Here is a 25,935-nt window from a genome sequence, read left to right as displayed (position 1 = left end):
CCAAAGTTGGATAACAACCAACTTCGGGAGCCTTTCTGTATAACGTTAATTCCTAATTAGAGGAAGAGAACACGACCTGTGGACATTTCATAGATCGCTCCGCAGATCTTTATTTTACCCTCATCTTCAAGTTTTTTGAGGATAGGACTGTCTCGGCGAATCTCATCCATAGTCTGTAGTACATTTTCACGTACCACAGCATCAGCAAACTCCTTATTAGAGTAAGTACGTTCTCCTGCGTACTCGGTACCTTCCACAGAAGGCTTGATCTCCTCCATCAAAGAAGTGATATTGCCCATCTCAACACCTTTAATGGCAGCTTTGACAGCGCCACAGTCCTGATGTCCCAATACGAGAACGACTTTTGAGCCGGAAACTTCACAGGCATATTCAATACTGCCAAGCATGTGTTCATCAGCCACATTACCGGCTACACGGCCGACAAAAAGATCACCGACTCCCTTGTCAAAAATATACTCAACAGGTACACGACTATCAATACACGAGAGGATGATTGCTTCAGGATATTGCCCCTCCAGACTGGCAACAGACTGAGCATTGAGATCACGAGGCAACTGTTTGTTGGCAATATAACGCTCATTGCCTTCGCGCAGACTGGCCAATACAATATCAGGAGTAAGTTCCTGCTGTTTGTCTTTGGTTAGCACCTCGGTGATAAGTTCCTTTGGCTCTGTGTTAGAGGTTTCTGATTGAGTCGACTGCGACTGATCGTTGCAGGAACATAAGATAACCACAGCTGTGGCAAGCATAAAGATTTTCTTCATCTTCTTGTTTTTTATGGTTAATAATACACAAATCCCCCTTCTATCCTCGGAAAGGAGGAGGATAAACAGATACAGCAATAAGGCTATTTAAGCCTTTGCACAAAGATAATACTTTTACAAGTATCAAGGAAGCCAAGATCATATAGGGTAAACTCGCAGGTCGTATAGGTACTATGAAGTCCTACATCTATAAGATCAAAAAACGGAGTTGTAGAGCCGAATGTGGGCTTATTTTTTGTTTAATAAAAGTTCTTAGATTTCATATTGACATCACTAATCCAATAAGAAGAAAAACAAAATAAAAAGGGCTGAAATACTTCCTTTCTTGTTTTAGAAGCTTCTAAATAGTCCTGAAAATGTATTTTGATTGTGCAAAATGTTTTGCTAATTATTTATGTCAATAATACATACAATACAAGAAGCCCAAGTCCTACAAGAAAAAGAATCAGACAGCCTGAATTCACACTCGAACGATTGACCGTCTGAGCTATATCTTCAAGACTTTCTTTATTCAAAACCTTTCCAAGTACGAGTAAATAATCGCTTAGGATTCCAACAAGGATGGAATTAGATGATAACGAGCCATATGCATTTGTAACAGTTATTTGTATTCTTGTCTTATCTCCCTCCTCTGTGAGTGCAATATCTGCAATTGCAGGATTTAGATTATTGGAAATTGGAAAATGGTATGTATTGAATACTTCATTGATGTCATTTTCCTGAAGCATATACTTTGATGGAAATTTTTCAAAGAGCAACATAATAGCTGCTTTGACCTCATTTAATGGGTAATTGATAACAATCTCCCTTTCTGCTTTTTGTAAGCTGCTTACTAGTGGATTCATAATCAATATTTTTATTTATCATGCTATCTATTTAAGTTCATAAAGAAGTCGTCATTGTTTTTAATCTGCGATAAAAACTTTTAACAAAAACCACTACACAAAGATAGTCTTTTTCAGTCGTATTGTGAAATTCTTGTAAAGATTGATTACCATTTCTGCCTTTGCAGAACAGCGATATTACTAATATCATTTATTGTATATGGTGCAAAACTTTACCTTATAGATTAAATCTTCATCACAGAAAAACTTCTTACCATCGTTTCTATTTTTTATACAAACAAAAAAATGCCCCAAAACCTTTAATTTTGGGGCATTAAACACATAATTTCGTGTACAAATTCTGCAAGTTACTAAACATTAGTACTTATTGCGGAAGCGGGGGGATTCGAACCCCCGGTACGGTAACCCGTACGTCAGTTTAGCAAACTGGTGGTTTCAGCCACTCACCCACACTTCCTTTTCCGAGTGCAAAGATAATACATCCAAGTCTATCACGCAATAGATAAAGCACATTTTCTTCTATCTTTGTAAGTAAATGGCAGAAATAATGGAAAGAAAGAAGAAAAACAACATAACAAAGTGGTTGGGGATAGTGTCTCTTGCCGTCGTTTTGTGCGCAGGAGTCTTTACCTACATGGTGGTTAAGCGACTTAAAGATCCGAGAATATTCGGAATGTACAACGCAGGAAAGGGATGGATTTACGTTTTTCCCGAAAGTAGCTGGGATGATGTGAGCAGATCCATCACAGAGTTATACAGTGTAAAGTATCCATCGCTTCTACCTTATCTACACCTTATATCCGATACTCCTTCCCCATCGGTGGGAGCATATACCATACATCCCTCGGAAAGTTTGGAGTCTATATCCAAACGCATCGGCAAAGGAGAGCAAGACCAAGTCTCTCTGACACTGCCACTCGACAGACTTACCGGAGATACGGAGAGAGTTTTAGCCAAATATCTCATGTACAAAAAGGATGAGTATCGCGATGCACTACGAGATAGAGAGCTGATACAATCGCTGAACATACAAGACACGACACTACTGAACCACATTCTACCGGGAGAATATACGCTCTTTTGGAATACTTCTCCCAAAGAGGTGGTTACGATGCTTGTAAAGAGATACGAAGAGTTTTGGAGCAAAGAACGTTTGGATCGTGCAGAGAGTTTAGGTCTTACACCTTTCGAGGTCAGGATCTTGGCTTCCATTGTAAGCTTGGAGAGCAGATACCAACCGGAGTTAGCCACCATTGCCGGTCTCTATCTGAACAGGTTGCGGTTGGGTATGCCGTTGCAGGCAGATCCTACCATCATTTTTGCCCATCAGGACTATTCCATAGTGCGTGTGTTGAAAAAGCATTTGGAGATAGACTCTCCCTACAACACTTATAAGAATAGAGGTCTGCCGCCTACCCCTATTTGTGTTCCATCTCAAGAGGCTATGGAAGCTGTTCTGAACGCCCAAAGCCACAACTTCTTATATATGTGTGCGGACTCCGACTTCTCAGGCAAACATATCTTTGCCGCCGATTATGCCACACACTTGAAGAATGCACGACTTTTCCAAGAAGAGCTAAACAAGAGAGGTATCAAGTAGAAGCCCTCTTTTCGACCACATCCAAAAGGGCATTGAGAATATCCGCATTGTTGGACAATCTCGGCACTTTATGCTGTCCTCCCAGCTTCCCTTTTGAGTGAAGCCAGTTATGAAACGTTCCGTTTGGCACTATACTCATTTTGAGAGGGAGTAACGTGTAGTCGTTGAACCTCTTGGCGTCATAGTCCGAATTGATTTCTCTGAGAGTTTTATCCAATATATCGGCAAACTGTTCCGGAGAATCGGGTTGCGTATAAAACTCTATCAGCCACCGGTGATACCCTCTTCCCTCTTCCGCCAGCACGATAGGCGCAACGGTGTATTCAGACACTTTAGCTCTTGTCTCGGCACAAGCTCTTTCTATTGCCTTGTCCGCATTGTGCACCATCAGTTCTTCTCCAAATGCGTTGATATAAGACTTTGTCCGCCCCACTATCTTTATCTTGTGAGGATAGATGGATGTAAACTCCACGACATCCCCGATGATGTAACGATACAAACCTCCTATTGTGGTGATGATCATAGCATAAGGGCTACCTCTCTTCACGCCTGAAAGTGGCACGATAGCCCTTTCGTCTCCTCTGTTATATGCGTCCAGAGGCCAAAACTCATAGAATACAGCGTGATCCAGAAGAAGCAACATTCCGGGATCTTGACTCTCATCTTGAAGTGCAAAAAAGCCTTCGGAAGCGTTGTAGGTCTCTCTATAAAAGATCTCCTTTCCCATTATGGAGCCGTATTCTGCCCTGTATGGGTCGAAGCTGATACCTCCATGAAAAAACACCTCGATATTGTTCCAAATCTCCGCCACACTCTTTGCCCCTGTGTAGTCGAGCACTCTCTTTATCACCATCAATAGCCATGAGGGAACGCCCGAAATGCTTCCCACATCCGCTTTGGCTATCACCGGGATGAGCTTTTCCAGCTTTTCCTCCCAGTTTCCCATCAACAAAATCTCTTTTGAAGGGACTCTGATCCACTCCCCGATGCTTGGCATATTTTGCACAAGTATGGCAGAGACATCTCCTGTCCGGATCCCGCTTCCCTCGTACGTAGGAGCATGACTCCCGCCAAGCACGAAACCTTTGGATGCAAAAAGCCTGCTATCGGGATTTTCTGCCAGATAAGACCAGACCACATCCGAGCCGGCTTTGTAGTGGTTCTGCTTCAAGTAAATCTTTGGAACCGGGATATACTTGCTCCTGTCATTGGATGTACCGCTGCTTTTTGCCATCCAAGTGACGGAATAAGGAGAAAGAACATTCTTCTCGCCCCTTAACATTCGCTCGATGTATGGTGCCAAAGCCTCATACTCTACTACCGGGACAGACGATGCAAACTGCTCATAAGAACACTGTTGCCCCAGTCGAAAAGGTGCAAGGTAAGCAGTATTCTTGCTTCTATCCAGAATATACCGCAACTGTTGGTCCTGCAACGCTTCTCCGGTTTTTGCGTAGCTGTTCAGGACTTTTACCCGATGTTTCGTGGCTTGATGCAATATCTTAGTCAGAAGATCCATTATTGTCTATATAAATTCGGATGTACACAAAGCGCAACAAAAGCGAATAGCTTAGCAGGTTGCCCCATACTCCTATTCGCCTTTGAAGATATTGGTTCGGACATATTCCGTACCAAACAGTTATTTCAGATACTCGGAAAGATCCGTATTTCCAAAAATTTCTCCAAGTTTGGTCAGATTAGGCTCTATGCGTCCCCGTACCATTCCGACCAGGAATGGAGGCACATCTGCATCTACCAACAGCTGTCCGTAGTTTTTGCCCTCTCTTTCCGTAAGCTCTATTCTCAGGCGAAGAGGAATGGGAGTGGATACGCCTTGATAGGTTATACAGTTCGGAGCAACATCTATCAACTTCAACCCCACTTCTCCGAGCGTTTTCACTTTCAGTTTTAGTTCTCCCTCAGAAGCAGAAAGAGTCTGAACCTTCTCTCCTCCAAACTTTGCGATCAAAGGTTCTACTTTGGTCAGATCTGTAAGAAAAGAGTGAACAGCAGGTATATCGAGCTTTATTGGAAATTCGGGACTTGAGAATGTTTTCATCGTAAATAATCTGTTTAAGTGTTACTCTACAAAGCTAATGAAAAACGTTCAGATCTGCCATCCTCCACTATTCAAGGAGTGTGCATTGCGAACTTTCTACTCAAAATCTTCTCGATGAATGCGTTTCTTTTCTCTCTTTAACCTGTTTATAAAGAGAGATTAAGCTATTAAGGAAACGATTTCAAGGCTTGGTCTGTAATATTCAAAGATTGGTTTGCAGGATCCAAGGCTTGGTTTCCAATATTCAAAGCTTGATGTTCATGCTTCACGATTTGATTTGAGATTTTTATAACGTTCAGAACAAGATATAAACGAGATAAGAGAAGCTTCTTAAAGCGTTAGGAAGAGGGTTTGAATTTTAATAGTTTCGGGTTTTGCAGTAACCCTTAAAAATATTATTTTTGCAACTTATAAAACATATAGGGTAGAAAGCCCTCGAACAACTCAGTAGAAAATATAGAACTGCAAGATATATGAATAAAAAATACACTGAATATAGTGGTATGGATTTAGCCTCCACCAACCGCACGATGCTTGAAAAATGGAAGGCTGAAAATCTCTTTGCTAAAAGTCTTAACATTCGTAACGGAGCTCCGGACTTTGTCTTTTTTGAAGGACCTCCCTCTGCTAATGGTATGCCGGGTATCCACCATATCATAGCAAGAACGCTTAAAGATGTATTTTGCAGGTATAAAACCATGAAGGGATTCCGTGTCGATCGTAAGGCGGGATGGGATACACATGGTCTTCCGGTAGAGCTTGGCGTGGAAAAGAATCTCGGTATCACGAAAGCGGACATCGGTACAAAAATCTCCATAGAGGAGTACAACCACGCTTGTAGAAAAGAGGTGATGAAGTACACTAAGGAGTGGGAAGATCTTACAGACCAAATGGGATATTGGGTAGATATGCAACATCCTTACATCACCTACGATAACAAGTACATAGAGACCCTTTGGTACATGCTCAAGAAGCTCTACGAAAAAGGTCTTCTCTACAAGGGCTATACCATTCAACCCTACTCTCCTGCTGCCGGTACAGGGCTGAGTTCTCATGAACTTAACCAACCGGGGTGTTACAGAGATGTTAAAGACACCACTTGTACGGCTCAGTTTGAGATATGCGACCCTAAACAGGAAATGCGGGGATGGGGAGATGCCTACTTCTTGGCTTGGACGACAACGCCGTGGACCCTCCCTTCCAATACGGCTCTTTGCGTAGGCGGAAAGATAGATTACTCCGTTATCAGAACATACAATCCCTATACATTCAAACCCATCACCGTGGTTTTGGCTTCGGATCTGGTGGGTTCATACTTCCATAAAGACGGGGCTACTTTGGACCTTGACTCCTACAAGGAGGGCGATAAAGTGATCCCCTACCAAGTGGTAGCACAGCTAAAGGGAGCAGATCTTGTAGGCATGAGATACAAGCAGCTTATCCCTTGGATCAAACCGATGGGAGACGCTTTCCGTGTAATATCGGGCGACTTTGTTACAACAGAGGATGGAACGGGTATCGTACACATAGCTCCCACATTCGGTGCAGATGATGCCAGAGTGGCGCAAGCCAATGACATCGTAGGTCTTCTGCTTATAGACCATGAAGGCAAGCAAAGACCTATGGTAGATCTGTCCGGAAAATATTACAGGTATGAAGATCTGTCCGAAGAGTTTATCAGCTCCTATGTGGACAAATCTCTGTATGACGAGTATGCAGGACACTTTGTAAAAACAGAATACGACGACTCCGAACAGAAAAAGGATGAGGAGTCTCTCGACCTTAAGCTCTGCATGATGCTTAAGCAACAAGGGCTCGCCTTCAAGATCGAGCGATACGTACACAACTATCCTCACTGTTGGCGAACAGACAAACCAATCCTCTACTATCCGCTTGACAGCTGGTTCATCCGATCTACAGCCGTACGAGAGCGTATGATAGAGCTGAATGAAACAATCCTTTGGAAGCCTGCAAGCACGGGCACAGGGCGTTTCGGAAAGTGGTTGGAAAACCTTCAGGACTGGAATCTTTCCAGAAGCCGCTATTGGGGAACACCTCTTCCAATCTGGAGAACAGAGGATGGCAAGCATGAGATATGTATCGGTTCCGTACAGGAGCTTTACGAAGAGATAGAGAAAGCTGTCAAAGCTGGAGTTACAAGCAAAAATCCTCTCGAAGGATTCGTTCCCGGCGACTTCTCCAATGAGAACTACGACAAGATAGATCTTCACAGACCTTTTGTCGATGAGATTGTTCTTGTTGCGCCTAATGGCGAACCGATGCACAGAGAATCGGATCTGATAGATGTTTGGTTCGACTCCGGTGCCATGCCTTTTGCACAATGGCACTATCCGTTTGAGAATAGGGAGTTCATAGATAATCATCAAGCCTATCCGGCAGACTTTATCGCCGAGGGTGTGGATCAGACCAGAGGTTGGTTCTATACGCTTCATGCGCTGTCTACCATGATGATGGACTCTGTCGCTTTCAAGGCAGTGATCTCGAACGGATTGGTATTGGACAAGAATGGCAACAAGATGTCTAAACGTCTTGGTAATGGTGTGGATCCGTTTGAGACAATCAACAAATATGGTTCAGACCCGTTGCGCTGGTACATGATGACCAATGCCTCTCCGTGGGATAACCTGAAATTTGATATAGAAGGGCTGGAAGAGGTTCAAAGAAAGTTCTTTGGAACGCTTTACAACACCTATTCGTTCTTTGCCCTTTATGCAAACCTTGACGGCTTCTACAACGAGCAAAACGAGATTCCGTACAAGGATAGACCGGAAATAGACAGATGGATACTCTCTAAAGTTAATACGCTTATAGAGGAGGTGGATAGTGCCCTTCAACAATATGAACCGACACGGGCAGGACGTGCAATAGCCGAATTTGTAACGAATCAGCTTTCAAACTGGTATGTGCGTCTCTGTCGTAAAAGATTCTGGGGCGGTGGTCTCACCGAAGATAAGCTGAGCGCTTACCAGTCTCTATACATCTGTCTGGAAACGGTAGCCAAGCTGATGGCTCCAATAGCTCCGTTCTACGCAGACATGCTATACAGAGACCTTCAGATGAGCACGGCGTCAGAAGAAGATCCGGTATCAGTTCACTTGGCCGACTTCCCTGTCTCCGACAACCGTGAGATAGATACTGCTCTTGAAGCACGCATGGAACTTGCACAGAATATCTCTTCCATGGTGTTGGCACTAAGAAGAAAAGCAAATCTTAAAGTGCGTCAGCCTCTGACCCGCATCATTGTTCCGACGATAGATAAAGAGTTCAGGAAAAATCTGAAAATGATAGAGCACATCGTGATCAATGAGGTCAATGTGAAAGCTATCGAGACTGTGGATCCTTCCGACAGCGTTATAGTAAAACGTGTGAAGCCGAATTTCAAAGCATTGGGCCCCAAGTGCGGTGCTCACATGAAGCAGGTGGCTGCATATCTTACCGCTCTGGAACAAGAGGATATAAACAGCCTTGAACAGGCAGGATCCATATCGTTTGAAGTGGCAGGTTCTAACATAACGGTAGATAGAGCCGATGTGGAGATCTTTGCAGAAGATATTCCGGGCTGGTTGGTTGCCAATGAGGGAACTTTGACATTGGCTTTGGATATCAATGTAACAGAAGAACTGCGCCGAGAAGGAGAGGCAAGAGAGTTTATCAATCGTGTGCAAAACCTCAGAAAGTCAAAGAACTTTGATGTTGTGGACAAGATAAAGATCACCATCAAATGCGATGAGGATCTCCAACAAAGCATACAGACACACATGGAATATATCTGTACACAGGTTCAGGCATTGGATATAGCATTCTCTTCAAACTTGGATGAGAACAGTGCAGATACGATAGATATAAACGAGATAATAGTACCTCTTGTTCTGGAAAAGGTACAATCTTGATGGGAATATAAATAACCTCTTATACATTAAATGCTATGAGTGAAAAAATTGAAAAGACCAGGTATTCGGATGAAGAGCTTTTGGAGTTTAAGGAGATCATAACTCAAAAACTGGAAAAAGCCATAGAGGACTATGAGCTGCACCGTTCTTCTCTTGACAATTCGGACAGCAATGACACCGCGGACACCTCTTTCACATTTAAGAATATGGGAGAAGGCGCCAATATCCTCTCTAAGCAGGAGTCTGCAATGTTCGCTGAAAGACAACTCAAGTTTATTCAGAATCTTCAGGCAGCTCTGGTAAGGATAGAGAATAAAACTTATGGCATTTGTAGGGAAACAGGAAAGCTTATTCCGAAAGAACGGCTAAGGGCTGTTCCGCATGCGACACTAAGTATTGAAGCTAAGAATAGCGGAGTGAAGTAAACCGGGAGATAAAGAATAATGATAGGAAGCGAAAAAAAGAAGAGGAGCATCATAGTGGGATCACTAATACTCCTTCTTCTTGTGGTGGATCAGATTGTAAAAATTCTGGTCAAGACTAATATGGCTCTTGGAGACTCTATTGAGATAACCAAGTGGTTTTATATACACTTTACAGAGAATCCGGGAATGGCTTTTGGCTGGGATTTCTTTAATAAGTATATACTGACCATCTTTAGGATTGTAGCCTCGATGGGACTCCTTTATCTCATTGTAAGACTTATAAAATCTTACGATGAAGAGAAGCCTCGTTACTCTTTAGGGTTTATACTTACAATCTCTGCCATATTTGCCGGAGCTTTTGGGAACATAATAGATTCCGTATTCTATGGTCAGCTTTTTTCTCATAGTCACGGACAGGTAGCCCAATTTTTACCGGCGGAAGGAGGATATGCCCCTTGGCTTAACGGGAAAGTGGTGGATATGTTCTACTTCCCGATCATCCAGACAGTATGGCCAAGCTGGGTTCCATTCTTTGGAGGAGAAGAGCTTATATTTTTCCGTCCTATCTTTAATGTAGCAGACGCTTGTATCTCCGTCGGGGGAATACTTCTCATCACACTGTATTATAAGTCTTTCGGAAGATTGATAGAATCATCTAAGAAACATGAAGACTCTACTGAGGAGAAGGTATAATACCATCATTCTCTCTGTATTCTTATGCAGTATTCTCATATTTGGTTGCCGGACAAGACCCAAATATGTTCTCAACAGCGATGAATTTTATGCAGTTTCAAAGGATATATTCATCGCCGAACAGATTTTACGATCCGAATCCGTAGAAGATTCCGTTAAGGTTCTTTACTATCAAAGTATTTTTGACAAGCACAACCTTACACAGGCTCAATATGATTCGTCTCTTGTCTGGTACGCCAAGAATGTGAATCTTCTTAATCCGATATATGACAAGATTGCCAATGAGCTTGCAGCAGAAGAGGCTCTATTAAAAGTGATCAAACAGGATTCTCTTCATGTTTTGGACAGATTGGCTCCTAAAATAGATGATCTGTGGACTCATGCCAGACAGTTTGAGGTTCCGACTTCTCACTCTATATTCAGACGCCTGTTCTTCTTCAACAGTTTTCCTAAAGGAGCAGATAATGAAGGGTTACGCTTTTCCTTTAATGTTATCACTCCCTCAAATGAAGAGCGTTCAGATAGTCTGAGAGTGGTTTGGTTGATCTTTTCCGAAAAGCGGAAAAGTGTTCGGATAGATACATTGTACAATCATCCTTCAGGGCAATATAGAATAGACATTCCTTATGACTCTACACTGTTCAATAATGCAACAAGACTTATAGGTCTGTTTCATTGGGATGGAGTAAAGAGTCTTCAAAGAAAAGCTCTGAGATCTTTTATAGACTCCATTCGTTTTTACCACTTCAAGGAAGAGAACCTGACGGATACGTTAGATATTTCCGAAGATAAAAACGGAAGTCTTAATACAATACCAACAGCAGACACAAGTACAGACAGCATCCCTAAAGAATCTGAAATAAAAGACTCGATACCCGGCTCCAAAGAACTCTAATCATGAAAGAAAAGATAGAACAACTCCGAGAAGAACTTAATAACCATAACTACAACTACTATGTTCTTGGAGTTCCTACTATTTCGGATATCGAATTTGATGCTCTGATGAAAGAGTTGGAAACTTTGGAGAAACAGTATCCGGAGTTTTTTGATCCTCTTTCCCCTACTCAGCGTGTGGGAAGCGATTTAACCGAAAAAGGTGTAAAGGTTAAGCACGCAAGGCCTATGCTTTCTCTTTCCAACTCCTATTCGTTTGAAGACGTAGTTGCTTTTTCTAACCGAGTCAAGGAGACAATAAAAGAAGATACCATAGAATATAATGTCGAGTTGAAACTAGACGGTATATCCATATCTGTGATCTATGAAAACGGTCGATTGTTACAAGCTTTGACCAGAGGAGATGGTGAGCAGGGAGAAGATGTTACTTCGTCTGTTAAAGCCATTTCTTCCATTCCTCTAAAGCTGAGAAGCGGAAATAAAATACCCGAAAGGATTGAAGTAAGAGGAGAAATAATCCTTCCATGGAAAAGATTTAAGGAGATCAATGAGGAGAGAGCAAGAGTAGGAGAAGAACTATTTGCCAATCCTCGAAATACAGTATCCGGAACGATTAAGCAATATAGCCCGGCACTCGTTGCGCACAGAAAGCCTGAAGCGTATATGTACTACATCTATGCCGATGATGCTTCTTTTCTTCCCCAGAGTATATCAGAAAGAATAAAATTGCTCCATAGTCTCGGCTTTAAGACGGAATCTCATGGAAAAGTATGTCGTAGTACCGATGAGATTCTGGAGTTTATCAAACATTGGGAAAGCAAACGAGATGATCTGCCATTTGCAACAGATGGCATCGTGATCAAAGTAGATGAAATCAGACAACAAGAAGAGCTTGGACTGACAGCCAAATCTCCTAAATGGGCCATCGCCTATAAATATCCGGCAGAGAGAAAAGAGTCTAAACTTATCGGGGTTGAGTTCCAAGTTGGAAGGACAGGTACCGTAACGCCTGTCGGGATAATGGATCCATTACATCTTTCCGGTACAATCGTCAGACGTGCTTCCCTGCACAACGCAGACTATATCAAAAGTATGGATCTCCGCCTTGGGGATATTGTTGCAATAGAGAAAGGAGGCGAGATCATTCCCAAAATTGTAGGAGTAAGAACCGATCTTCGGAATGATGGAGCGACATCCCCTATTGTTTTTCCATCTAACTGTCCGGAGTGTGGCACTCCTTTGGTACGAAAAGAAGATGTTGCAGCAATCTACTGCCCCAACTCTACCGAATGTCCTCCGCAAATCATAAACTCAATAGAACACTTCTGCTCAAGAAAAGCTCTCAATATAAACATTGGTCCGGAGACTATTAAGGAGTTGTATGGTAAAGGCATGGTGAAAGATGCATCGGATTTATATACTCTCACGCCCATGCACCTTATCCAACTCAAAGGTTTCAAGGAACGTAGCGCTCTCAAACTATACGATAGCATAAAAGACTCTGCAAGCACTCCTTACCACAGGGTGCTGTATGCTTTGGGGATTCCTCAGGTTGGGGAAACGACAGCAAAACTTCTCGCACAAAAGTTCAAGTCTCTTGACAATCTCTCTATTCAGACAACCGACTCTCTCTGTGAGGTAGAAGGTATCGGGGAGATTGTTGCCGGTTCCATTAGAGGCTATTTTCAAGAGGAGAGACACACAAGTTTTATAAACAGATTAAAAGCAGCAGGACTCAAGCTTGAAGCAGAAACGACTTCGGAGCAAACTATTACTTCCAACAAGTTAGATGGAATGACTTTTGTTGTCAGCGGAACATTCTCTTCGCACTCAAGAGATGAGATAAAAGAACTTATCACTCAAAATGGAGGGAAAGTTGCCTCTTCCATATCCTCTAAAACGAGCAAAGTAATAGCCGGAGAGAATATGGGACCACAAAAGTTAGAAAAAGCGAACCAACTCAATATCCCTATCATCTCCGAAGACGATTTTCTGAGCCTCATCCATTAAAACTTCATCAACACCATGAGCCATAACATATATCCATTTACACACCTTCATGTTCACTCTTTCTACTCAACCCTGGACGGACTTTCCTCTATCCCTCAGCTTGTAGAAGCCGCAAGAGAAGATGGACAAAGAGGTCTTGCCCTCACGGATCATGGAAATATGTTTGGAATAAAGGAGTTTTATAACCATGTTCAGAAGATCAACTCTCCCATCAATAAAAATATCAAGAATCTTAAAGAGCAGCTTAATGATGCTATTTCAAATGGAGGAGATGTAGCAAATATAGAATCCCAAATAGCAGAAGAAAAGAAAAAGCTGTTTGTTCCGATATTTGGCTGCGAGTGTTACTGTGCCAGAAGAGGCAGACTATCCAAGCAAAACAATGAGTTTGACCGAAGCGGCTACCACCTCATAGTCCTTGCAAAAAACAAAGTAGGATATAACAACCTTATCAAAATGGTTTCGATATCCTACTCTGAGGGAAAGTACCACCGCCCCAGAATAGACAAAGAGCTTCTGGAAAAGTATCACGAAGGCCTTATCATCAGCAGTGCTTGCCTTGGAGGAGAGATTCCGAGACTTATCGCTCAAGATAAACTGCAAGAAGCAGAAGAGAGCATCCTCTGGTTCAAAAATATCTTTGGGGACGACTACTATCTTGAACTTCAACGACACAAAACGGACGATCCAACCGCAGATAGAACAACCTTCCTCAGACAAGAGAGTGTAAACAAACATATTTTGGATTTAGCAAGAAAGGTTGGAGTTAAAGTCATTGCGACCAATGATGTTCACTTTGCAAGAGAAGAGAATGCAGAAGCCCATGACAGACTGATCTGCGTAAGCATGGGAAAGCTTCTTGACGATCCCAATCGCCTAAGATACACAAAGCAAGAGTGGCTGAAGACTCAAGCACAGATGAGTGAGATATTTCAGGATATTCCTTTTGTGCTTACCAATACGCAGGAGATATTGGATAAAGTAGAGATCTACTCCATAGACAATCCTCCTCTGATGCCCCACTTCCCTATTCCGGAGAACTTTAGAGATGCGGACGACTACCTGCGTCATCTCACTTACGTCGGTGCTCAAAAGCGATACGGAGAAAATCTTTCGGAAGAACTTAAAGAGCGTCTTGAGTTCGAGTTGAACACGATCAAGAACATGGGATACCCCGGATACTTTCTCATCGTCCAGGACTTCATTGCTGCAGGACGCGCAATGGGTGTAGCTGTCGGTCCGGGTAGAGGATCTGCTGCGGGATCTGCTGTTGCATATTGTCTTGGCATAACGAACATAGACCCTATCAAGTATGACCTTCTTTTTGAAAGATTTCTAAACCCCGACAGAATCTCACTTCCCGATATTGATATAGACTTCGATGATGATGGTAGATTTGAAGTGATCAAGTGGGTTACCGAAAAATATGGTGTGGAAAACGTTGCCCATATCATAACATTCCAGACAATGGCATCGAAGAGTGCCATAAAAGATGTTGCCAGAGTAACCAATGTCTCTATTGCCGAGAGTAATCATTTGGCAAAACTGATTCCGGCAAGACTTCCGGACGTAAAAAAGATAGACATTACGGCAAGTCTCAAACATGTTCCGGAACTTGCAGAAATTTACGGCAAAGGAGATAAAAAGATACGAGAGACTTTAGATTATGCCATCCAATTGGAAGGGACTGTCCGCTCTACCGGTATTCACGCTTGCGGTATTATCATCGGTCAGTCCCCTATTTCGGATGTTGTACCCATTGCGACGTCTTACGACAAAGAAATAGATGAAGAGATCCTCGTAACTCAATACGAAGGGAATATCATAGAAGAGACCGGGCTGATAAAGATGGACTTTCTGGGTCTCAAAACACTCTCTATCATCAAAGAAGGATTAAGGAACATAAAGAGCAGACATGGCATAGATATAGACATTGATGCCATTCCTCTCGACGATGCAAAGACTTTTGAGCTCTTCTGTAAAGGCAATACTTCCGCCGTCTTTCAGTTTGAATCTGCCGGAATGCAAAAGTATATGAAAGAGTTGCGACCATCTCGCTTTGAGGACCTTATCGCGATGAATGCTCTCTATCGTCCCGGACCGATGGACTACATTCCCTCTTTCATCAAACGCAAGCATGGCGAAGAGGAGATATCCTATGACCTTCCCTGCATGGAGCGTTACTTGGCAAATACTTATGGTATTACGGTCTATCAGGAGCAGGTGATGCTTCTGTCCCGTGAGATTGCCGACTTTACTCGCGGACAGTCCGATGAGCTTCGTAAGGCTATGGGTAAAAAGATCATCGAAAAGATGATGACACTCAAAGACAAGTTCATGGCAGGAGGTTCGGCTAAAGGGTATCCCAACCAAACATTGGAGAAGATCTGGGCAGACTGGGAGAAGTTCGCATCGTATGCGTTCAATAAAAGCCACTCCACTTGCTATGCCTACTTGGCTTACCAGACGGCATACCTGAAAGCTCACTACCCACCGGAATTTATGGCAGGTGTGCTCAGCAGGAACGTAAACAACGCCACCGAGGTTACCAAATACATAGACGAATGCCAGAAGCTGGGTATTCAGGTACTTTGTCCCGATGTCAATGAGTCCGACCATAAGTTTACCGTAAACAAAGATGGCAACATCCGCTACGGATTGGAGGCAATAAAAGGGATGCCCAAGTCTGCCGTACATGCGATAGTTTCGGAAAGAGAAGCCAACGGACCTTTTACGGACATTTACAACTTCTTTGAGAGAGTGAACCTTTCCGCTTGTACAAGAAAAGCCTTGGAGTCCATTGTTTACTCCGGAGGCTTCGACTCTTTCTCCAATTACAGCCGAGAGGATTTTGTTGTCCCGGAAGTCCCTGGGGACGAAGATACGTTCCTCCTAAAGCTATTCAGATACGGACAGAAAGTGCAGCAGGACAAACACAGCATGCAGCTCTCTCTCTTTGGGGATAGCGACTTTCAAGAGATGGCAAAGCCGTGTCTGAACAGCCATCCACCCAAGTGGAGCGATATAGAGAGACTCAAGAAAGAGAGAGAGCTTTTGGGAATATCCATCTCTGCATCCCCTCTCGACAAGTATGCCATCACGATCAAACACTTCTGCAACTCATCCATTTTGGATCTGAACCACGTCGATGAGTTCGTTGGAAAAGAGATGACGATGGCAGGAGTCGTAACAGGTTTCCGACAAGCCTATACCAAGAAGGGACAGCTTTGCGGTTTCATCAAAGTGCAAGACTTTGAAGGAGAAGGCGAGATCGCTCTCTTCGGAGACTCTTTCCCGAAATTTTCATCTTACGGAGTAGAAGGAATGTACATTTATGCCCAGATTCGGGTGGATGTGCCTCATTATAGAAGTGAAAACAAAAAGCCTTTTGTCAACATCGTCAATATCACTTCTTTGGACAACATCCACGACAATCTGAAGTACGACCTTGAAATAGAGATTCCGATAACCAATCTGACGGAAGAGATTGTAGCTGAAATAGGAGATCTTCTTACGGTATGCGAAGAGGGAGATACCAATATCTACTTTCATTTTGTAGACTCCATAGCCGAAGTGAGGCTGAAAATGCAGGTAGAAAGACCGCTTAATATTTCGGCAGATCTATTGGACTACCTGACAGAGGCAGAGCTTAAATTCACTTTGGCACAAAAATAGATGGGACATTAAGAAGATAGATGGTAGAGTGTTTATTCCGAAACAAAACCGGTAAAATGCCTATCTTTATACTGAAAACGATTTTTTTTGATACTAAGAACCCTTAAAAACTTAACAGTAATGGCTTTTAACTTTACAGACGACAACTTCAAGCAAAAAGTGGCAGAAAGCATGCCTATCGTAATAGATTTCTGGGCAGAATGGTGCGGACCATGCAGAATGGTAACCCCTATCATCGAAGAGCTTGCTGCCGAATACGAAGGCAAAGTCCTCATTGGCAAGATGAACGTAGATGAAAACAGCTCTACACCGGCAGAGTTCAGCGTTCGCAATATTCCTACTATCCTGTTTATCAAGAACGGAGAAGTGGTAGAGCGCCACGTGGGAGCGGCAAGTAAGGCAGTTCTTCAGCAAAAAGTGGAAGCTTTGCTGTAATCTTACTCGATCTCCGATCAATAAGCCTTTACACAGAAAGGAATTTTTCCAAGCTGTGTAAAGGCTTTTTTGTTGCTCTAAACCGACTAAAAAAACGGAATATAAATATTTATATGTTTGGTTTAACAGGTTCAGAGTTGCAAACCAAGCCTTGATTGGTAAACATCAAGGTTTGATTTCTGAAAATCAAAGTCCGACTTATGGCATTCAAAACTCGGTTTGATATAATAAACAGGTTCGGACAAAGCTTTATACACGTTCATTCTTTTTTGTGGCAGTATTCAAAAAAAACAACGCAAAGCTCCATTCCACCATCTTTCAACTTCATCTTTTCTACTCATCCGCATCTCCGGGCAGATCCCCAACGTTAAACGGGTATGGTGTTCGGCATAAAACGATCCGGGGACTCTCCTAAGCTCCTTTTTTTCAAGGATGGCAGTGCCGTTCAAAGATGGCATGCATCGCTCGGTGGGTCTCTTTTTATTTGAATTTGACGTTGAAAACTATTATCTTTGTACAATCTATAAACCAATGATAGTAAAGGAATATGGGAAAGAGAAAGATCCTCTTTGTTTCACAAGAGATTACTCCATATATTGAAAACTCCGAAATAGCAACACTTTCATTAAAGCTTTCTCAAGGCATCCAAGAGAAAAAGCATGAGATACGGACATTTATGCCCAACTATGGCAGCATAAACGAACGTCGCAATCAACTCCATGAAGTGATAAGGCTTTCCGGAATGCTTCTGAACATCAATGATCACGATAATCCTTTGATAGTGAAGGTCGCAACACTTTCATCAGCAAAAATACAAATCTACTTTGTCGAGAGTAAAGACCTCTTCGATACAAAAACAGGGGTGTTGAATGAGGAAGGACTTCCGCATGACAACAACACGGAGAGAGCTATATTTTTTGCGAGAGGGGTATTTGAGACCGTAAAAAAACTCAGATGGGTACCCGATATTGTGCATTGCCAAGGCTGGTTTGCCGGCATGGCTGTCTTGTATCTCAAGAAGATGTATCATGACGATCCGCTTTTCAAAGATACAAAGGTGGTACTCTCTCTATTTGAAGATACCCCTGAAATACCTTACGGAAAGGATACGGAAGAGATCTTGAAGTACGACAATATCAAGTCTAAACATATCACAAAAGAGGGATTGAACTTCTCTTCATTCGTGAAGCTCATGACCGAAAATCTTGATGGTATGATTTTAGGACCGATGGAAGCTCAAAAGGGTACAGAAATAGAAGAGGTTCTAAAACAAGAGAGTGTACCATATACCCGATTTGAAGGAGAAAACGATCTGGTGGACAAGGTTGTTGCATTCTACGACACGATCTAAAGATCGGCTCTGTCTAATATCAGTAAACATGAAAAATGGTAGTAATATGAAGAAACTTATAGCGTTTCTCCTTTGTAGCGTAGGTCTTTTGGTCTCCGTTGCTTCTTGTGATGAACCAAGGAATGCTCTCGGAATAGAGCTTCAACCCGACGACTCTAAGATAAAGACCTACTCGGCACAGTTTTCATTGGATGCAGTAACTGTTCCTTTTGATGTCAAAACAAATGGCGCAAAAGATGAAGACGGATTCAATAAGATATTGGTATCAAGTCCTTTCAGCTTTATAGGACATCTGCCCGATGAGTATTTCAAGAGTGTAAGCAGCGATTATCTCTGCCAGTTGTACGCTCCAAAGGGTTTGAAGTTCTCTGACATTCCCGAAAAAGGACGCATAGACTCCACAAGAGTTTCGCTCTACTATACCTCCTATGACGGAGACTCTTTGGCTCCTCTTACTATTGCCGCATATAAGTTGGGGAAGACAATTCCTTTTGAACACTACTCCGTTGGAAACATAGACCAGTACGGGCCTTTTGAAAAATTGGGAGAGTCTTCTTTTCTTCCATCTGTGGGCAACTCCCGAATCGTTATCGGCTCCGGACAAGATAAGGTAACAATCATGTCTGTATCTATTCCGGTGGATAACAAATTGGGACAAGACATATACGATCGGAGCGTAAAGAATGACCCGATATTCTCTTCGCAAGAGGCGTTTAATAAATACTTTCCGGGAATGCATCTGACCGTTCAAGCCGGATCCGGTAGTATGTTGCGCGTCTATCGTACTGCTCTTACGATGTATTATACCAAAGATACCATTGTTCAGTCTTCAAAGAAGACGGACTCACTTGTACACTTGGTAAAGGATCAAGAACTGATACTTACTCCGGAGGTTTCGCAGATCGCAAGATTTCATCATGCGGATCTTTCATCCCTACTTGGCAAGACTACGCTGAGCGGTAATCCGGATGAGTACTACACGAATCTCAAATCTCCGGCAGGAGTGGTTACGGAAATTACCTTCCCGACGAAAGCAATCCAAGCTCTTCTCAAGGAGGGCAATGCCGGCTATGAGAGAGCATTGGAGTCTGTTCCGTTTACTCTTACCGCAGACCCGAACGACAATGGAGTCTATCATCTTTCTGCTCCGACCTATCTTTTGATGTTGCCTAAAGACTCTGTCGCTTCATTCTTCAGCAGAAGAGAGACAGAATTGACAGAAGCTTATACTACGTTTTTAAGTCAGATTTACAGCTCGGCATCTACAAGCTACAGCTTTTCAAACATATCAAAGCTTATCAACAAGCACATCAAGGACACCCCCAATGAAGATCTAAAGGTATGGGTACTCCCGGTAGAGAGAGCGTTATCTGACCCTAACAGCAGCAATCCTGTAACTTTAAGCATAAGCAATCTCTTGAAACCAACCGGTCTCCGACTCAAACACAGTAAGAACGGAAAGAACTTGCGCATCATTTACTCGGAGCGGAAGACGACAAACAAGTGATATAGCAGCAAAACAAAAAAGAAACAATAAAAACAAAAGAGAGGATACTACGGGCTGATGCTCCGGGTAATCCTCTCTTATTCTAAAGAGTCATATAGAAATGAATAATTCATCAGTATCAAACTTAAAGTTCAGACTTATCTTAATGAACTTTTTGCAGTATGCAATCTGGGGGGCATGGTTGATCTCCTTAGGCGCATACTTGGGAGGATCACTACACTTTACCGGACTGCAAATAGGAAGTTTTTATGCCACAATGGGGATTGCTTCGCTGTTTATGCCGGCCATTATGGGTATCATAGCAGATAGATGGATTCCGGCAGAAAAGCTTATGGGAATCTCACATCTGTTAGGAGGAGGTTTTATGTTCTTAGCAGCCGGAATGACATCCTATGAAACACTCTACCCGATAATCCTATTGAGCGTAATGTTCTATATGCCAACCATAGCTCTATCGAACTCTGTTGCATACTCGGCATTGAACAATGCCAATCTCGATACCGTCAAAGAGTTCCCGCCAATACGGATTTGGGGAACCATCGGCTTTATCATTGCAATGGTGGCTGTGGATCTGTTAGGCTTCAAGACCAATGCCAATCAGCTTATATTCTCCGGAGCACTCTCCATAATATTGGCTCTCTATTCCCTAACTCTTCCAAAGTGCTCGATATCCAAAAGCAAAGACAAAAAATCGTGGGTGGACTTGTTGGGCTTACGTGCATTCGCCCTGTTCAAAGAGAAACAGATGGCAATATTTTTCATCTTCTCTATGTTTTTGGGCGTTTCCCTGCAAATCACAAATGGCTTTGCAAATGACTATCTGACCAACTTCTTCGGATCAATGCCACAGTTCGGCGATACCTTTGGAGTGAAATATTCGGGAGTACTCATCGCTATCTCACAAACATCCGAAACACTCTGCATCCTTCTCATACCATTCTTCCTCAAGAGATATGGCATTAAGATCGTGATGCTCATGAGCATGGTGGCTTGGTCTCTTCGCTTTGCCTTGTTAGGCTTGGGCGATCCCGGCAACGGAGTGTGGCTCCTTGTCCTATCTATGATTGTCTATGGCATTGCTTTCGACTTCTTCAACATCTCCGGCTCGTTATACGTGGACAAAAAGACCGATACCTCCATACGTTCCAGTGCACAGGGAGTATTCATCATTATGACAAACGGGCTGGGTGCAACAATAGGATCCTATGCCGCAGGATACGTGGTGGATCAGTTCGGTTATCCCAACTCCTGGTACATATTTGCAGCTTATTCTGCCGTTGTTGCCGTCCTGTTTGCTTTTCTATTCAAATATAAACACGAGCAGTAACCTCTCTTTCCTATTACTGAGCGACACTTGCTCAGATTACGTGCCTTAAAAAAGCTCTCCGATAAGCGTTACGATGCTTATCGGAGAGCTTTTCTTATGTAGTATGAAACAGAAACGAAGAGGAGTTCAGAGACGATGCGCAGTGAGTTCGGCTTGTACAAGCGCAAGGTCTCGCTCCATATTCAGTTTCTCTTCATAGGCTTCAAAGAAGTATTCAACCTCCAAGAGGTAGGTAAGCAGGGAGATCTCTCCGTTGTCGTATGCCTTGAAGAGCAGGGCATCGTTACGATTATTGACCAGTACAGCGTTGTAGCGGTCTAAATTTTGTCGCAGCACTTTGGCTCTGTCATAGAGGTTGCGATAGTGGCGTTGGTGCTGAGTACGACTCTCTTCAGTTTCTGCACGTGCCGCAAGAAGCTCCGCCTTGGCTTGACGAATGCGGTTTTTATTCTCCCAGAGAGGAATGGAGACTCCCACGGTGATGCCCTGGAACCGCTCTCCGGTAAGAAACTCTCCCAAGTATCCGACGGAAAGCTTTGGAAGAGTCTCGGAGCGAGTGAGCCTAAGCTGCTGCTCGCCAACGTGCTCTTGCTCTTTTTGTGTGAGCAGAAGCGGACTATTGGCTTGTGCATCCGTGTACCAAATGTCAAAGTCCGGCATCTCTTCGGGAGCAGGATAGGAGTCAATGGCAAACTCCGGTGCTTCTCCCCCATTGAGTACGGCAAGTTCGGAAAGGAGTCGATCTCGCTCCAGATTCAGGAGCTTGAGCTTGTTTTCGGCATTGGTGAGGTTGAGAATGGCTTTATTGTATTCAAGGACATTGACGCTGCCGGCTTTACTCATTCTGTCGTACGCGGTGGTTATCCGACGTGCATTGTTCAAGATCCTATCGTATAGCGCGAGAAGAGCATTGTAGCGAACGAGTTCTATGCAAAGTGATTTGGCTGCGAACATCAGCTCCATCTTCTCCGTGAGGTATTGGTAGTGAGCCGTGCGATTCTGTCTGTCGGAGAGATTTTTCCTATACAGATAAACGGTTGGAAAGTCCAGTGTCTGCTTTACGATGATCTCTTGACGCACTCCCAGTTCTGCAGGCCTGCCTCTGAAATAGCCCCATTCCACTTCCGGATTGGCAGGAGTAAGCCCGGTCTTATTGGAGATTTTTTTGGCTTCATATTGCCGTTGGAGCGTTTTGAGCTTCTTGCTGTTCTGCTCTATCTGCCTAAGCACAGGAGTGTATATGTCTTGCGCAAGGAGAGGTGCAGCAGTAAGAGATAGGAGTAATATCAGGGTCTGTATTTTTGTCTTCATTGTGCGTTCTGTTTTTGTTTTCTTTGTGCGAACCATTCGTACACTATCGGCATGAGATAGATGTTGAGAAGAGTAGAGGTGAGAAGCCCGCCCAACACAACAACAGCCATAGGGCTCTGAATTTCATTACCTGGTTTGTCTCCACTGAGAATAAGCGGAATGAGCGCAAGTGCAGAGGTAAGGGCGGTCATGAGGATAGGATTGAGGCGGTCAATAGAACCGTTCAATACTGTTTCATGCAGCGGTGTCTGCTTCTCTTGCAGCTGTTTGTACTTGGAGATGAGGAGTATTCCGTTGCGAGTGGCTATCCCAAACAGGGTGATGAAGCCGATGATAGAAGGAATACTTACAATAGAGGTGGTAAAGAATATGGCAAGAACGCCTCCGATAAGTGCCAATGGCAGGTTCAACAGTACGATGGCGGAGAGCAAAACACTCTGAAACTCTCCGAAAAGCAGCAAGAAGATGACAAGGAGAGAGACTATCGTGGCGATCAGAAGAGTCCGTGTGGCACTCTGCGCACTCTCGAACTGTCCTCCATATTCTATGCGATAACCTTCCGGAAGTATTGTGCTTTTTTCTATCTCTGTACGTATCTCTTCTACTGCTCCTTTGAGGTCTCGTCCGGAGACATTCGCAGAAACAACGAGCTTGCGCTGTACATTTTCTCTTGAAATACTGCTCGGACCTCCTGCGGATACAATCTCTGCAACTTCACTCAAAGGAACTTTTCCTCCGAATCCAGTGTCTATAAGAGCATCTTTTATGGCGTCTATGGAGGAGGTATAGCGTTTGTCCAGCCTTAATACCACTCCGAAGCTTCTCTGTCCTTGATAGATTTCGGAAAGCTGCTCACCGGAGAATGCCAGCTTGATGAAACGGTTGAACTCTTCAATGCTTATACCATATTTGGATAATGCCCCCCGATTGGCTCGGATCTGTAACTGCGGTGTCTCGGTCTGCTGCTCCACAGAAATATCCACGACTCCGTCTATTTTCTCTATAACACTCTCGATCCGGTTGCCCAACATTATGAGTCTGCTCAGCTCAGTACCGAAGATTTTGATCGCAATATTGGCTCTGGTTCCGGAAAGCATGTGATCTATCCGGTGTCCCAACGGCTGTCCTATCGTGGTTGCAATGCCGGGAATACCCGCCAAGCGTTCTCTCATTTCATTGAAGAGCTCTTCTCTGCTTCGTTTGTCAAGCTTGAAATTGACATCGATCTCCGCTCCGTTGGTGGACTGTGAGTGCTCGTCCAACTCTCCTCTTCCTGTCCGTCTGGCTGTGCTGATTACCTCCGGAATCTCCAATAATGATCGTTCTATCATGGAACCAATCTCGTTGTTCACATCCAGCGATACTCCCGGCTTGACAACGGCGGATATAACCGCAGATCCTTCGTTGAACTCCGGAAGAAAACTCTGTCCCATTCGAGAGAATATCACTATGGCTCCGACAAAAAGGACCACCGTGAAAGCCACGACTTTCTTTTTGTTATCCAATACCCATGAAAGAGTTTTGAAGTATCCGACAGAGAGTTTGCGAGTGATCCAGCTGTCTTTTTCGTTCTTTTTAAGGTACTTTTCTCCTGAGAGGATCATCTTGCAAAGCAAAGGTGTTACGGTCATAGCAGTAACCAAAGACATGAAAAGAGAAATAATATACGCTATTCCAAGCGGTTTGAGCATGCGACCCTCCATCCCCGAAAGGAAGAAGAGAGGCACGAAAGCAACCATGACTATGAATGTTGCATTAAGAATAGAGGCACGTATTTCCTTAGATGCATCAAAGACAACCGTAAAGACCGGTTCTCGTTCGGCTTTTGGCTTCTTATGGTTCTGCCTTAGTCGCTTGTAAACATTCTCCACATCTATTATGGCATCATCGACCAAAGAACCAATGGCTATACACATCCCTCCCAGCGTCATCGTGTTAATATCCAATCCAAGAAGATAAAGCACGACAAGAGTGCCAAGGAGAGAGAGAGGAATGGCAATGACGGAGAGAACCGTAGTCCTAAAGCTGTTGAGGAAAATAAACAGTACAACAATCACAAATATCGCTCCTTCCAACAACGCTCGACCTACATTGCTCACCGAACGCTCTATAAAATCTGCCTGACGGAATATATGGCTATCCAGCTTTACATCTGCCGGAAGAGACTTTTGAATCTCTTTCAGATTGGCTTCAATCTTTCTTGTTACATTCAGCGTATTGATGTTCGGCTGCTTGGAAACAGATAGAATGACAGCCGGAGTAGCATTTCGGGAAGCATATCCCATCTTGATGGCACTGCCTATCACCACATCTGCGACATCGGAAAGCAGTACCGGTTTTCCGTTATTCATCTTCACAAGAGTGGATCCAAGCTCTTCCAAATCGGTTGTTCGGGCAATACCTCTGATGGCATACTCGTTACCATAGTCTCTCACAACTCCTCCGGTAGAGTTCGTACTCATGCTTCTTCCTACGGCTTCCAGCTCTGACATCGTTACACCATAGGCATGCATCTTCTGAGGATCAGCAAAGATCTGATACTGCTTGAGATCTCCTCCTATTATGGTAACCTGTGAGACACCTCCGGTGGCAAGTATCGCCGGCTTTACGACCCAGTCTGCCAATGTCCGCAAATCCATCATGGAAGTGGAGTCTGCCTGCATACCGATAAAGAGGATCTCCCCCATAATACTGGATTGAGGTGCAATAATCGGAGTAATACCTTCGGGCAGAGACTCGCCCAAAGCAACCATCTTCTCGCTCACGATCTGTCTGGCTTTGAAAATATCCATTCCCCAGTCAAACTCCGTCCAGACAAAAGAGTAACCATAAGAGGAGGCAGAACGGACTCTTCGCACATTTGTTGCTCCGTTCACAGCCGTCTCTATGGGGAAAGTAACAAGGCGCTCCACCTCTTCTGTTGCCATTCCTTGAGCATCGGTCATGATGACAACGGTAGGAGCCGTAAGATCCGGAAAGACATCCACATCCATCTTTCCCGATGAGTAGATACCTCCTATTATGAGAAGCACCGAAGCGAGTAAGATAACCAACCGGTTCTTCAAAGAGAATCGGATTATATTATCTATAATATTCATCACTATCCT

General features: G+C 43.6%; 17 protein-coding genes and 1 tRNA gene. 11 read left to right on the top strand and 7 right to left on the bottom strand.

The features are described from left to right. Nucleotides 1–56 precede the first annotated feature (56 nt). The 3 genes from JT26_RS09045 to JT26_RS09035 all read right to left on the bottom strand — a co-directional run bounded on the left by JT26_RS09045 (nucleotide 57) and on the right by JT26_RS09035 (nucleotide 2,087). On the bottom strand, nucleotides 57–785 hold the full coding sequence (locus JT26_RS09045; RefSeq protein ID WP_036792373.1) for a carbonic anhydrase family protein: 729 nt from the start codon (nucleotides 783–785) through the stop codon (nucleotides 57–59). Between the two features lie 392 nt (nucleotides 786–1,177). Continuing rightward, nucleotides 1,178–1,630: a hypothetical protein gene (locus JT26_RS09040; protein WP_036792368.1), complete on the bottom strand. Its 453-nt coding sequence runs from the start codon at nucleotides 1,628–1,630 to the stop codon at nucleotides 1,178–1,180. Between the two features lie 370 nt (nucleotides 1,631–2,000). Further along, nucleotides 2,001–2,087, bottom strand: a tRNA-Ser gene (locus tag JT26_RS09035). Between the two features lie 78 nt (nucleotides 2,088–2,165). Here JT26_RS09035 and mltG point away from each other — a divergent pair. Then, on the top strand, nucleotides 2,166–3,230 hold the full coding sequence (gene mltG / locus JT26_RS09030; RefSeq protein WP_052110494.1) for an endolytic transglycosylase MltG: 1,065 nt from the start codon (nucleotides 2,166–2,168) through the stop codon (nucleotides 3,228–3,230). On the opposite strand, the gene JT26_RS09025 is transcribed toward mltG, so the two are convergent. Further along, nucleotides 3,223–4,749, bottom strand: a complete 1,527-nt coding sequence (locus tag JT26_RS09025; RefSeq protein WP_036848990.1) for a GH3 auxin-responsive promoter family protein — start codon at nucleotides 4,747–4,749, stop codon at nucleotides 3,223–3,225. The genes mltG and JT26_RS09025 overlap by 8 nt on opposite strands. Before the next feature lie 120 nt (nucleotides 4,750–4,869). Then, the gene (locus tag JT26_RS09020) at nucleotides 4,870–5,289 is read right to left on the bottom strand and encodes a hypothetical protein (RefSeq protein WP_036848988.1); all 420 of its coding nucleotides are present in this window, start codon (nucleotides 5,287–5,289) and stop codon (nucleotides 4,870–4,872) included. A 473-nt stretch (nucleotides 5,290–5,762) separates the two neighbouring features. On the opposite strand from JT26_RS09020, the gene ileS reads away from it, so the two are divergent. The 10 genes from ileS to JT26_RS08970 all read left to right on the top strand — a co-directional run bounded on the left by ileS (nucleotide 5,763) and on the right by JT26_RS08970 (nucleotide 21,517). Continuing rightward, nucleotides 5,763–9,200: an isoleucine--tRNA ligase gene (gene ileS / locus JT26_RS09015; protein WP_036848986.1), complete on the top strand. Its 3,438-nt coding sequence runs from the start codon at nucleotides 5,763–5,765 to the stop codon at nucleotides 9,198–9,200. 35 nt (nucleotides 9,201–9,235) lie between these two features. Continuing rightward, nucleotides 9,236–9,625: a TraR/DksA C4-type zinc finger protein gene (locus JT26_RS09010; RefSeq protein ID WP_036792346.1), complete on the top strand. Its 390-nt coding sequence runs from the start codon at nucleotides 9,236–9,238 to the stop codon at nucleotides 9,623–9,625. Between the two features lie 18 nt (nucleotides 9,626–9,643). Then, complete coding sequence (locus JT26_RS09005; RefSeq protein WP_036848984.1) at nucleotides 9,644–10,318, top strand: lipoprotein signal peptidase; 675 nt, start codon at nucleotides 9,644–9,646, stop codon at nucleotides 10,316–10,318. Further along, complete coding sequence (locus tag JT26_RS09000; RefSeq protein ID WP_036848974.1) at nucleotides 10,290–11,213, top strand: DUF4296 domain-containing protein; 924 nt, start codon at nucleotides 10,290–10,292, stop codon at nucleotides 11,211–11,213. Before JT26_RS09005 ends, JT26_RS09000 begins: the two co-directional genes overlap by 29 nt. A gap of 2 nt (nucleotides 11,214–11,215) precedes the next feature. Beyond that, on the top strand, nucleotides 11,216–13,222 hold the full coding sequence (gene ligA / locus JT26_RS08995; protein ID WP_036848972.1) for an NAD-dependent DNA ligase LigA: 2,007 nt from the start codon (nucleotides 11,216–11,218) through the stop codon (nucleotides 13,220–13,222). Nucleotides 13,223–13,249: 27 nt separating this feature from the next. Beyond that, nucleotides 13,250–16,897 carry a DNA polymerase III subunit alpha gene (gene dnaE / locus JT26_RS08990; RefSeq protein WP_036849191.1) on the top strand — a complete coding sequence of 1,216 codons (3,648 nt, stop codon included), beginning with the start codon at nucleotides 13,250–13,252 and terminating at the stop codon, nucleotides 16,895–16,897. A gap of 120 nt (nucleotides 16,898–17,017) precedes the next feature. Next, nucleotides 17,018–17,332 carry a thioredoxin gene (gene trxA / locus JT26_RS08985; RefSeq protein ID WP_036792335.1) on the top strand — a complete coding sequence of 105 codons (315 nt, stop codon included), beginning with the start codon at nucleotides 17,018–17,020 and terminating at the stop codon, nucleotides 17,330–17,332. 547 nt (nucleotides 17,333–17,879) lie between these two features. After that, the gene (locus JT26_RS08980; protein ID WP_036848968.1) at nucleotides 17,880–18,683 is read left to right on the top strand and encodes a glycogen/starch synthase; all 804 of its coding nucleotides are present in this window, start codon (nucleotides 17,880–17,882) and stop codon (nucleotides 18,681–18,683) included. Between the two features lie 46 nt (nucleotides 18,684–18,729). After that, on the top strand, nucleotides 18,730–20,190 hold the full coding sequence (locus tag JT26_RS08975) for a DUF4270 domain-containing protein (RefSeq protein WP_036848967.1): 1,461 nt from the start codon (nucleotides 18,730–18,732) through the stop codon (nucleotides 20,188–20,190). A gap of 100 nt (nucleotides 20,191–20,290) precedes the next feature. Next, entirely contained in the window at nucleotides 20,291–21,517 is a 1,227-nt protein-coding gene (locus JT26_RS08970; RefSeq protein WP_036848966.1) for a nucleoside permease, read from the top strand. Nucleotides 21,518–21,643: 126 nt separating this feature from the next. On the opposite strand, the gene JT26_RS08965 is transcribed toward JT26_RS08970, so the two are convergent. Both JT26_RS08965 and JT26_RS08960 read right to left on the bottom strand, forming a co-directional pair. Continuing rightward, on the bottom strand, nucleotides 21,644–22,828 hold the full coding sequence (locus JT26_RS08965) for a TolC family protein (protein ID WP_052110493.1): 1,185 nt from the start codon (nucleotides 22,826–22,828) through the stop codon (nucleotides 21,644–21,646). After that, nucleotides 22,825–25,920 carry an efflux RND transporter permease subunit gene (locus JT26_RS08960; RefSeq protein WP_036849187.1) on the bottom strand — a complete coding sequence of 1,032 codons (3,096 nt, stop codon included), beginning with the start codon at nucleotides 25,918–25,920 and terminating at the stop codon, nucleotides 22,825–22,827. The genes JT26_RS08965 and JT26_RS08960 overlap by 4 nt, the downstream gene beginning before the upstream one ends. Between the last annotated feature and the right edge of the window lie 15 nt (nucleotides 25,921–25,935).

Source organism: Porphyromonas sp. COT-108 OH1349, assembly GCF_000768755.1.
GTDB lineage: Bacteria > Bacteroidota > Bacteroidia > Bacteroidales > Porphyromonadaceae > Porphyromonas_A > Porphyromonas_A canoris.
The sequence above is the reverse complement of the archived record's forward strand: the minus strand, read 5'-3'. Positions and strand labels throughout refer to the sequence as shown.

Excerpts from the sequence above, each read along its gene's own strand:
- JT26_RS09000 (WP_036848974.1), top strand. The coding sequence starts at position 10,290 with ATGAAGACTCTACTGAGGAGAAGGTATAATACCATCATTCTCTCTGTA.
- JT26_RS08980 (WP_036848968.1), top strand. The coding sequence starts at position 17,880 with ATGGGAAAGAGAAAGATCCTCTTTGTTTCACAAGAGATTACTCCATAT.
- JT26_RS09020 (WP_036848988.1), bottom strand. The coding sequence starts at position 5,289 with ATGAAAACATTCTCAAGTCCCGAATTTCCAATAAAGCTCGATATACCT.
- JT26_RS09025 (WP_036848990.1), bottom strand. The coding sequence starts at position 4,749 with ATGGATCTTCTGACTAAGATATTGCATCAAGCCACGAAACATCGGGTA.
- JT26_RS08965 (WP_052110493.1), bottom strand. The coding sequence starts at position 22,828 with ATGAAGACAAAAATACAGACCCTGATATTACTCCTATCTCTTACTGCT.
- mltG (WP_052110494.1), top strand. The coding sequence starts at position 2,166 with ATGGCAGAAATAATGGAAAGAAAGAAGAAAAACAACATAACAAAGTGG.
- ligA (WP_036848972.1), top strand. The coding sequence starts at position 11,216 with ATGAAAGAAAAGATAGAACAACTCCGAGAAGAACTTAATAACCATAAC.
- JT26_RS09010 (WP_036792346.1), top strand. The coding sequence starts at position 9,236 with ATGAGTGAAAAAATTGAAAAGACCAGGTATTCGGATGAAGAGCTTTTG.
- JT26_RS08970 (WP_036848966.1), top strand. The coding sequence starts at position 20,291 with ATGAATAATTCATCAGTATCAAACTTAAAGTTCAGACTTATCTTAATG.
- ileS (WP_036848986.1), top strand. The coding sequence starts at position 5,763 with ATGAATAAAAAATACACTGAATATAGTGGTATGGATTTAGCCTCCACC.
- JT26_RS09045 (WP_036792373.1), bottom strand. The coding sequence starts at position 785 with ATGAAGAAAATCTTTATGCTTGCCACAGCTGTGGTTATCTTATGTTCC.
- JT26_RS08975 (WP_036848967.1), top strand. The coding sequence starts at position 18,730 with ATGAAGAAACTTATAGCGTTTCTCCTTTGTAGCGTAGGTCTTTTGGTC.
- trxA (WP_036792335.1), top strand. The coding sequence starts at position 17,018 with ATGGCTTTTAACTTTACAGACGACAACTTCAAGCAAAAAGTGGCAGAA.
- JT26_RS09040 (WP_036792368.1), bottom strand. The coding sequence starts at position 1,630 with ATGAATCCACTAGTAAGCAGCTTACAAAAAGCAGAAAGGGAGATTGTT.
- JT26_RS09005 (WP_036848984.1), top strand. The coding sequence starts at position 9,644 with ATGATAGGAAGCGAAAAAAAGAAGAGGAGCATCATAGTGGGATCACTA.